The sequence below is a fragment of the Roseomonas rosulenta genome, assembly GCF_016106005.1.
Lineage (GTDB): Bacteria > Pseudomonadota > Alphaproteobacteria > Acetobacterales > Acetobacteraceae > Neoroseomonas > Neoroseomonas rosulenta.
In genome coordinates this window covers 1-7,985 of sequence record NZ_JACADR010000213.1, presented here as the reverse complement: position 1 = coordinate 7,985, position 7,985 = coordinate 1, and the positions used below count along the sequence as shown (strand labels likewise).

Annotated in this window: 8 protein-coding genes; 2 read left to right on the top strand and 6 right to left on the bottom strand. The window is 72.4% G+C overall.

The features are described 5' to 3' along the window. A partial coding sequence (locus HW578_RS19755) for an ATP phosphoribosyltransferase regulatory subunit (RefSeq protein WP_198372431.1) occupies window positions 1-793 on the bottom strand: 793 nt, incomplete at its 3' end. A 171-nt stretch (window positions 794-964) separates the two neighbouring features. On the opposite strand from HW578_RS19755, the gene HW578_RS19750 reads away from it, so the two are divergent. Further along, entirely contained in the window at window positions 965-1,114 is a 150-nt protein-coding gene (locus HW578_RS19750) for a hypothetical protein (RefSeq protein WP_198372430.1), read from the top strand. A gap of 160 nt (window positions 1,115-1,274) precedes the next feature. Then, window positions 1,275-1,835, top strand: coding sequence for a hypothetical protein (locus HW578_RS19745; RefSeq protein WP_198372429.1), 561 nt, complete (start codon window positions 1,275-1,277; stop codon window positions 1,833-1,835). Here HW578_RS19745 and serA read toward each other — a convergent pair whose 3' ends face one another. From serA to glmM, 5 genes are all read right to left on the bottom strand, one after another. Further along, on the bottom strand, window positions 1,836-3,428 hold the full coding sequence (gene serA / locus HW578_RS19740; RefSeq protein WP_198372428.1) for a phosphoglycerate dehydrogenase: 1,593 nt from the start codon (window positions 3,426-3,428) through the stop codon (window positions 1,836-1,838). Between the two features lie 9 nt (window positions 3,429-3,437). After that, the gene (locus HW578_RS19735) at window positions 3,438-4,640 is read right to left on the bottom strand and encodes a phosphoserine transaminase (RefSeq protein WP_198372427.1); all 1,203 of its coding nucleotides are present in this window, start codon (window positions 4,638-4,640) and stop codon (window positions 3,438-3,440) included. Between the two features lie 124 nt (window positions 4,641-4,764). Further along, a complete protein-coding gene (locus HW578_RS19730; protein ID WP_198372426.1) occupies window positions 4,765-5,571 on the bottom strand; it encodes a DUF1217 domain-containing protein in 807 nt (268 codons plus the stop codon). A gap of 34 nt (window positions 5,572-5,605) precedes the next feature. Then, window positions 5,606-6,415, bottom strand: coding sequence for a bifunctional hydroxymethylpyrimidine kinase/phosphomethylpyrimidine kinase (gene thiD, locus HW578_RS19725; protein WP_198372425.1), 810 nt, complete (start codon window positions 6,413-6,415; stop codon window positions 5,606-5,608). Further along, complete coding sequence (gene glmM / locus HW578_RS19720) at window positions 6,412-7,779, bottom strand: phosphoglucosamine mutase (RefSeq protein WP_198372424.1); 1,368 nt, start codon at window positions 7,777-7,779, stop codon at window positions 6,412-6,414. Before glmM ends, thiD begins: the two co-directional genes overlap by 4 nt. Between the last annotated feature and the right edge of the window lie 206 nt (window positions 7,780-7,985).

Here is a 7,985-nt window from a genome sequence, read left to right as displayed (position 1 = left end):
GGCACCCCGGTTGTAGCCGTGACAGGAGCTCAGACGTGCGCTCTCCCGATCCGCTCTCGGCGATGGCGCGCGCGCCGGCCGGAAGCTCCGCGGCCTCGAGCGCGGCCAGCGCGCCATCGGCCGGCCCGGCCGCGGCCATGAGCCCCGGCAGCACCGCCAGGGCACCACCCAGTTCCTTGACGAGCGCGCTCACCGCCGCGCTGTCCTTGCGGTCCAGCGCCCGGGCCAGGCGCGCGCGCGGCGCATCGGGGGGCGCGGCGGCCTCGAGCAGCGCGGGCACCATGGTGGGCAGGGTGACGTCGAGGCTCACGGCCTGCACGCCGACCGCGGCCAGCGCCTCGACGGCGACGATCGCGACCTCCGCATCGGCCGCCGGGGCGGCGCCGCCGATCAGCTCGACGCCCACCTGCGGCACCTGCCGCGCGGGGGCGAGCTGCGTCCCGCGCACACGCAGCGCCTGGCCGGCGTAGCAAAGGCGCAGCGGCCGGGCCTGCGCGGACAGCCGCGTGGCGGCGATGCGCGCCACCTGCGGCGTGGTGTCGGCGCGCAGCCCCATCATGCGCTGGCTGACCGGGTCCATCAGGCGGAAGGTCTGCTCGGCCACCGCCGCACCGGAACCCGCCAGCAGGCTGTCCTCGAATTCCAGCAGTGGCGGCTTGACCCGTTCGTAGCCGTGCCCGGCGAAGACGGCCATCATCGCCTCGACCAGCGCCGCCTCGCGCTCGGCCTCGGGCGGCAGCAGGTCGGCCAGGCCCGCGGGCAGCAGGGCGGGATTGGGCAGGTCGTCGGTCATCGCGGGCGCAGTCTGTGACAGGGGCGCCGGCAGCGGGCAACCCCCGCCGCCGCCTGCCACGCCGGCGCCACAGGCATGCCATGGCCAGGGCACATCCGCGCTCTATCGATCTTCACGATCCATCAACAGCTCTCCCGCAATCTGTACGGCGGGAATCGACTCGAGGAACCCATGTCCGACGCCCCGGCCATTTCGCGCTTCCCGGCACCGCCTGCGATCCAGGATGACGACGTGGCCATGGCGCGCGGCCTCGCCAATGCGCTGGTTCTCTCGCTCCCGCTCTGGGCGCTGATCGGCCTCGCGATCGCGGCGCTGGTCTAGGATCCGGGTTTTCCAGAGCGGGAAAGCCGACCAGACGAATCGATCCGGTCGCATATTTCTCCGGGACCGGCTGCGGCCGCCCCGATCGATCCTTTCCCTTTCGCGCCGAGCCTCCGTCGGGCCAGGATGCTGCCCCGAAGACCGAAGCACCGGAGGGGCGATGGCGCGGCGACGGTTTTTCCTGGCGGCGTTGCTGGCCGGTACGGTGGCGGGATGCGCGCCGCCCGGGCCGCCCGACTTCACCTTCGGCGGCGCCGGCTTCCAGCCGGCCAATGCGCGGCTCAACCTCACCTTCGCCGAACGCAACCTCGGAGACATGTCGCGCTATCGCGGCCGGCCGGCCGAGGCCGCCACCGCACTCGCGCAGTTCGAGGCCTGCGTCGCGGGCGTGCGGAGCCAATCCGCCGGCGTGGCCTTCCCCGAACGCCAGGTGCCGCTGCTGGTCGCCGCCATCCGGGAGGCGCGGGCGGCGATCGGCGTCTCCATGGAGGTCCTGCCGCAGGATGTCGCGGCCGCGCTGGCCGCGGCGATCGGCCCGATCGCCGCCAACGACCGGGCCGGCATCCGCACCGCCCTGTCGAACCCGATCTTCACCCTGGGGCCGGATGCGACGCTGGCGCGGCTCGCTGACCTGCCGCGCCTGTCGGATGTGGAATCGGTCGCCCCCTACCTCACGCGCTCGGCCGGCAGCATGGCGGTCGGCACGATCGGCGTGCGCTGATCAGAAGGCCAGCGGCGTCGCCTGCACCACCAGCGGCAGGTGCCGCACGCCTGCGAGCACGGGTTCGGGGATCGGCCCGTCCAGGCCGACCAGGCAGATCGCATCGCCCCCGGGGGCCGAGCGCCCCAGGTGGAAGGTGGCGATGTTGATGCCCGCATCGGCCAGTGCCATGCCGAAGCGGCCGATGAAGCCGGGCCGGTCCTGGTTGGTCACGTAGAGCATGTGCGGCGCGAAGTCGGCCTCGACCGCGATGCCCTTGATCTCGACCAGGCGGGGCTTGTTCTCGGCCAGCAGCGTGCCGGCGATGGACTTCTCGTAGGTGTCGGTCACCACCGTCAGGCGCAGCAGGGTCTGGTATTCGCCGCTGCGCTCGACCACGGTTTCGGCCACCGTGATGTCGCGCTGCTTCGCCAGCACCGGGGCATTGACCATGTTGACCGAGCCCATCAGCGGCGCGAGCACGCCGGCCAGCGCGGCCGCGGTCAGCGGGCGGTGGTTGAGCTCCGCCGCATGGCCCTCGTATTCCACGCGGATCGCCTTGATCGCGCCATCCTGCGCGGCGGTGAGCTGCCCGGCCATGCCGCCCAGCAGCCGCGCGAGCTCCATGTAGGGCTTGAGGCGCGGCGCTTCCTCCGCCGTGACGGAAGGCATGTTGATGGCGTTGGAGACCGCGCCGGTCAGCAGGAAATCGGCCATCTGGTCGGCCACCTGGAGTGCGACGTTCTCCTGCGCCTCGGCGGTGGCCGCACCCAGATGCGGCGTGCAGACAACGTTGTCGAGGGTGAAGAGCGGGCTGTCGGTGGCCGGCTCCGTCTCGAAGACATCGAGCGCGGCGCCCGCCAGGTGACCGGACTTCAGCGCATCATACAGCGCGGCCTCATCGACCAGGCCGCCGCGCGCGCAGTTGATCAGGCGCGCGCCCTTCTTCATCCGCGCGATGGCATCGCGCGAGATCACGTTGCGCGTCTGCTCGGTGAGCGGCGTGTGCAGCGTGATGAAGTCGGCGCGCGCGATCAGGTCGGCGAGCTCGACCTTCTCGACGCCGATCTCGACCGCGCGCTTCTCGGACAGGAAGGGGTCGAAGGCGATCACCTTCATCTTCAGCCCGAGCGCGCGGTCGGCCACGATCGAACCGATATTGCCGCAGCCGATCAGCCCGAGCGTCTTGCCGAACAGCTCCACGCCCATGAAGCGGTTCTTCTCCCACTTGCCCGCCTTGGTGGAGGCGGAAGCGTCCGGGAGTTGCCGCGCGAGCGCGAACATCATCGCGATGGCGTGCTCGGCGGTGGTGATGGCGTTGCCGAAGGGCGTGTTCATCACCACCACGCCGCGCGCGGTGGCGGAGGTGACATCGACATTGTCCACGCCGATGCCCGCGCGCCCGACCACCTTGAGGTTCGGCGCGGCCTCCATCAGCTCGCGCGTCACCTTGGTGGCGGAGCGCACCGCGAGCCCGTCGTAAGCGCCGATGATGGCGCGCAGCTCGGCCGGGGAGAGGCCCGGCTTGAAGTCCACCTCGATGCCGCGGTCGCGGAAGATCTGCACCGCGGCGGGGGAGAGCTTGTCGGAAATGAGAACTTTTGGCGTGCGCATCAGCATCTCTCAGGCCACCACGATCTCGGCTTCGACGGTCGCGAGCGCCCAGTCGAGCCAGGGGATCAGCGCCTCGATATCCGCGGTCTCGACCGTGGCCCCGCCCCAGACGCGCAGGCCCGGCGGCGCATCGCGATAGGCGCCGGCATCGAGCGCCACGCCTTCCCTCTCGAGCAGCGAGGCGAGCTTCTTCGCCGCCGCCGCCTGTGCCTCCGCGCCCAGCACGGTGAACCAGGGCGCCGTGATGGTCAGGCAGATCGAGGTGCAGGACCGCGTGGCCGGGTCCTCGGCCAGGAAGTTGAAGCCAGGCTTCGTCGCGACCCAGCGTGCGATGGCGGCAAGATTCGCCTCGGACCGCGCCACCAGCCCCTTCAGCCCGCCGACGCTCTCGGCCCAGCGCAGCCCGTCCAGCGCGTCCTCGACACACAGCATCGAGGGCGTGTTGATCGTCTCGCCCTTGAAGATGCCCTCGTTTAGCTTCCCGTCCTTCGTCATGCGGAAGATCTTGGGCATCGGCCAGGCGGGCTTGTGCGATTCCAGCCGGGCCACGGCGCGCGGGCTCAGCGCCAGCATCCCATGCGCCGCCTCCCCGCCCAGCACCTTCTGCCAGGACCAGGTGACGACATCGAGCTTGTGCCAGGGCAGCTCCATCGCGAAGGCCGCGCTGGTCGCGTCACAGATCGCGAGGCCCTCCCGCGCATCGCTGATGAAGTCTGCATTGGCGAGGCGCACGCCTGAGGTCGTGCCGTTCCACACGAAGACCACGTCGCGCGCCGCATCCACCGCGCCGAGGTCCGGCAGCCGCCCATAGGGCGCGGAGAGCACGCGCGCATCGCCGAGCTTCAGCTGCTTCACCACATCCGTCGCCCAGTCCTTCGAGAAGGACTCCCAGGCCAGGATATCGACGCCGCGCGGCCCGAGCAGCGACCACAGCGCCATCTCCACCGCGCCGGTATCCGAGGCCGGAACGATGCCGAGCCGCCAGTCGGCCGGCATGCCGAGCACCGCCTTCGAGCGTTCGATCACCGCCGCCAGCCGCGCCTTCGGGTTGGCCGCGCGATGGCTGCGCCCGAGCAGGGCTGGCTCCAGAGCCGCCAGCGTCCAGCCGGGACGCTTGGCGCAGGGACCGGAGGAAAATCTTGGATTGGCCGGCTTCACGGCCGGGCGGGGGGTGAGCGGACGGATGTCCGGCGTCGCGGCGGGATTCGCCATGGTTCTGCTCCCTTCCAGAAGCGGATGCGCCCCGGTGGGGGGGCGTGGCCCATGGCCGGGATACGCGCCGTCGCGCCGGCGGGTCAAGCCGTGCCGGGGCATCCGGCCCCGTGGGCGCGGCCGGTCAGGCGCGCACGGACAGCGCCGTCAGCATCGCCATCGGGTCGGTCGCGGCCGCAGCCGCGCCCGCGCTGTTCGCCGCGGCGATCAGGTAGCGTTCCGCAAGCTTCCGCACCGCCCGGTCGTCCTGCAGGGTCGCGACCTTGAGCCGCGAGGTCACCGCGCGGCCCTGCGCCTCCACCGACTGCACGGCGAGCTGGTCCGGCAGGCCGAGCGCCCCCGTCACCACCCGCCGCAGCACCGGGTCCCCCAGCACGTCGAAGACATCCTCGGCGGTCCTCGCCGCCTCCAGGAAGTACAGCGCATCCGACAGCCCCGCCTGCTCTTCGTCGAGGCCGCTGCGGTACTGGTACTTCAGGAAGGCATCGGACAGGCGCTGCACCATCGCCGGGTCGCGCAGCCCGTCGAGCCCCGTTGCATGCACGCCGAGCGTCGCCGCCGCCGCCTTCCAGGTCGCGCCGAGCTGCGCCGCCAGCCCCTTCGCATCCGCCGGGTCCGACAGCAGCGCGCGCCGCACCAAGCCCGGATTGCCCGCCTGGTCGGGCAGGCCGAGCGCGGGCATGACCACCTTGAGGATGCGCGGGTCCTGCAACGCCTGTTCGATCGAACCGGCCTTGTCCAGCGCCACGCGGAACTGCGCCAGCGCGGTCAGCGTGACCGGGTCCTTCGTCTCGCGCGCGATCCCCTTGGCCTCGGCGCCCGCGGCGGTGGCGCGCCGCAGCGCCGGGATCGCCATGGCCGCGTTGCCGGTCCCGCCGGCCTCAGCCTGCGCGCCGAACAGCGACCTGACCTGGGTGAGGGTGAGCGCCATGGCACACCCTGCAACAGGATGCGTAAGGGTCCGGTTAACGCCCGAGCCGCGCCGGATCGAAGGTGATGCCATGGTCGAGCGGCCCATGCCCCGCGCCATAGCCCGGCGCCGCCGCGATCGCCGCGCGCACATAGGCCCGCGCGCGCACCACCGCGTCGCGCAGCGCCATCCCCTGCGCGAGGCCGGCGGCGATGGCACTCGCCAGCGTGCAGCCGGTGCCGTGGGTGTGGCGCGTGGCGATGCGCGGGTCGGTGAATTCCTCGCTGCCCTCGGCGGTGACCAGCAGGTCGGTCACCGTATCGCCCTCGAGGTGCCCGCCCTTCAGCAGAACGGCAGGCACGCCGAGCGCCCGCAGCGCCGCCGCGGCGTCGCGCATGCCCGCGACATCGCGGATCGGCCGCCCGGTCAGCACCTCGGCCTCGGGCAGGTTCGGGGTGATGACGGTCGCGAGCGGCAGCAGCCGCGCCTTCAGCGTGCCCACCGCATCGGGGTCGAGCAGCGGGTGCCCGCCCTTTGCCACCATCACCGGGTCGGCCACCAGCGGGATCCGCGCGGCGCGCAGGGCGATCTCCTCGCAGACCGCAGTGATGACCGGCACGGAATGCAGCATGCCGGTCTTGATCGCATCGGCGCCGAGGTCGTCCAGCACCACCGCCATCTGCTGGCGGATGAAGGCCGGGTCGATGCCGACCACGCCATGCACGCCGAGCGTGTTCTGCGCCGTCAGTGCCGTCACCGCCGTCATGGCGAAGGCGCCGAGCGCGGTCACCGCCTTGATGTCGGCCTGGATGCCCGCCCCACCGCCCGAATCGCTGCCGGCGACGATCAGCACGCGCCCCTTCATGCGGCGCGCGCCTTCTCGCGGATGGTCTCGGCCAGGCGCGCCACGGTGGCGTCCACCAGCGCTTCCTCCTCAGCCTCCGCCATGACGCGGATGACGGGCTCGGTGCCGCTGGCGCGGATCAGCACGCGCCCGCGCGCGCCGAGCGCGGCCTCCTCCGCCGCGATCGCCGCCTTCACCGCGGCATCGTTCAACGGCGAGGCTCCGGCGTAGCGGACGTTCACCAGGCGCTGCGGCAGGGGCGCGAAGCAGCGCAGCGCCTCGCTGGCCGCGCGCTTCTCCTCCACCAGCACGGCCAGCACCTGAAGTGCCGCGATAAGCCCATCCCCGGTGGTGCCGAATTCCGGCATGATCATGTGGCCGGACTGCTCGCCGCCGAGGTTGCAGCCGGTCTCTCGCATGCGCTCGCCGACATAGCGGTCGCCGACCGCCGTGCGCAGCAGCTTCAGCCCCCGCCCCGCGAGGAAGCGCTCGAGCCCCATGTTCGACATCACGGTCGCCACCACGGCGCCGCCGCGCAGCCTCTCCTGCGCATGCCAGGACCGCGCCACCAGCGCGAGGATCTGGTCGCCGTCGATCACCTGGCCGGTCTCGTCGGTCAGCACCACGCGGTCGGCGTCGCCATCGAGCGCGATGCCGAGATCGGCGCGGCGTTCGCGCACCAGCGTCGCGAGCGCGGCCGGCGCCGTCGAGCCCACCCCCTTGTTGATGTTGAACCCATCCGGCGCGACGCCGATCGGCACCACCTCGGCCCCCAGTTCCCACAGCACGGTCGGCGCCACCTTGTAGGCGGCGCCATGCGCGCAATCGACCACGATGCGCAGCCCCTCCAGCGTCAGCCCGCGCGGGAAGGAGGACTTCGCGGCCTCGATATAGCGCCCGGGCGCATCCTCGAGCCGGCTGGCACGACCGAGGCGCGACGGCGCGACCAGCGCGGCATCGAGGTCGCCGGCCATCAGCGCCTCGATCTCGCTCTCCTGCTCGTCGGTCAGCTTCAGCCCGTCCGGGCCGAACAGCTTGATGCCGTTGTCCTCGTAGGGGTTGTGCGAGGCGCTGATCATCACGCCGAGATCGGCACGCAGCGAACGGGTGAGCAGCGCGATCGCCGGCGTGGGCAGCGGGCCGACGATCACCACGTCCATCCCCGCGCCGATGAAGCCCGCGGTCAGGGCCGGTTCCAGCATGTAGCCGGACAGTCGGGTATCCTTGCCGATCACGACACGGTGGCGATGCGTGCCGCGGTTGAAGTAGCGCCCGGCAGCCTGGCCGAGGCGCAGGGCGGTCGCGGCATCCATCGGCGCGCGGTTGGCGGTGCCGCGGATGCCATCGGTGCCGAACAGGCGGCGGGCGGGGGATGGGGCGCTCATGCGCAATCCCTAGCGCGGCGGGCAAAGGGATGCGAGGGGCGCCGCCCCTCGCGCTCCCCGCCAGGGGGCGGCGGCCCCCTGGACCGCGATCAGTCGGGGGCGCGGCCGGCGGCGCAGGCGCGCCAGACCGCCAGGGCCTGGACCGTCTCGGCCACGTCGTGGACGCGCAGCACCGACGCGCCGCGCGCGGCACCGGCCAGCGCGGC